The 1,143-nt window shown below is 70.3% G+C and carries 2 protein-coding genes; both read right to left on the bottom strand.

All coding sequences use genetic code 11. The features are described 5' to 3' along the window. The coding region (locus I5I_RS00985; RefSeq protein WP_239639980.1) for a Mur ligase family protein at nt 1-519 on the bottom strand (519 nt) is incomplete at its 3' end. Between the two features lie 206 nt (nt 520-725). Then, the coding region (locus I5I_RS00980) for a DUF1775 domain-containing protein (protein WP_036315300.1) at nt 726-1,143 on the bottom strand (418 nt) is incomplete at its 5' end.

Here is a 1,143-nt window from a genome sequence, read left to right as displayed (position 1 = left end):
TCGTCGGCCACGCCTCCCCCCGCGCTCGCGCATGTGCGCGAGCAGAGCGTGGAACTCGGGCGCCTCCGGCGTCGTGAGCCGTGAGGTGATCACCTCGGAGCCGATGTGGCGCTCCGCCGTCGACGACAGACCCGCGACGACGCCCAGCTGCTCCAGAACCGCCTTGAGGAGATGCGCGACGCTCGTCTTGCCGTTCGTTCCCGTGACGCCGAGCATGATCGGCACGTTCTGGTCCGTGCCGTAGATCCAGGCCGAGATCTCACCGAGGATGCCGCGCGGGTCGTCCACCACGGCGATCGGCACGCCCGCGCCGGCTGACAGCTCCGCGCCCGCACGGTCGGTGATCACGGCTGCCGCCCCCGCCGCGACGGCAGCCCCCACGAACTGCGCGCCGTGATGGTTGCGGCCGGGGAGCGCGACGAACAGATCGCCGGGACGCACGTCGTCCGTTGCCAGCGTCACTCCGGAGACGATGACATCGCCGTCTCCCTCGCCCTGTTCGCCCCCGAAACGGCGCACCAGATCTCCGAGTCGGACGTGGGGCCCACGCAAAGGACGGACGGTAGGCGGGAGATTACTGTCAGCGTCGGAAGTCATAGTTCTCTCATGCTTTCGCATATATCTATGCGAGAGCTATGACCAGGCTACCTCGTTCATTTCGGCACGCGGCCCGGTCGCCGCATGAGCGGCGGCCGGGCCGCGTGCCGGGACGAGCCGGGTATCCGTCAGGCGCGGCGTCGACGCACCAGCGCGACGACGAGCGCTGCGATCGCGGCGGCGAGGGCGCCACCGCTCAACCAGCGTGCGACCGGGTCGGCATCCGACGCGGCCGCGGCGGTCGTGGCGGCGTGTGCATCTGCATCGCCGTCGGTCGTCGACGCGTGCTCGTGGTCGCCGGAAGCGGTCGACACCGCGCCCACCGCGACGACGGGGGCGGGCGACGTCAGGTCGTCTTCCGTCTGCCCCTCTGCAGCGACCTCAGACCAGTCGGTCGACCCCGTCTCGCACGTCTGGAGCACGGGGAAAGCGACCGAGGTGTTCGCGGCGCTCGACGAGAAGATCACGTCGAGCGCGACCGAGGCCGCCACACCGGAGTCGACGGGCGTGACCGACTCTAGAGGATCCCCGGGACCGAGCTCGAAT

The organism is Microbacterium sp. B24 (assembly GCF_000333415.1).
GTDB lineage: Bacteria > Actinomycetota > Actinomycetes > Actinomycetales > Microbacteriaceae > Microbacterium.
Note: the sequence above shows the minus strand (reverse complement) of the source record. Positions and strands in the feature narration are given on the sequence as shown.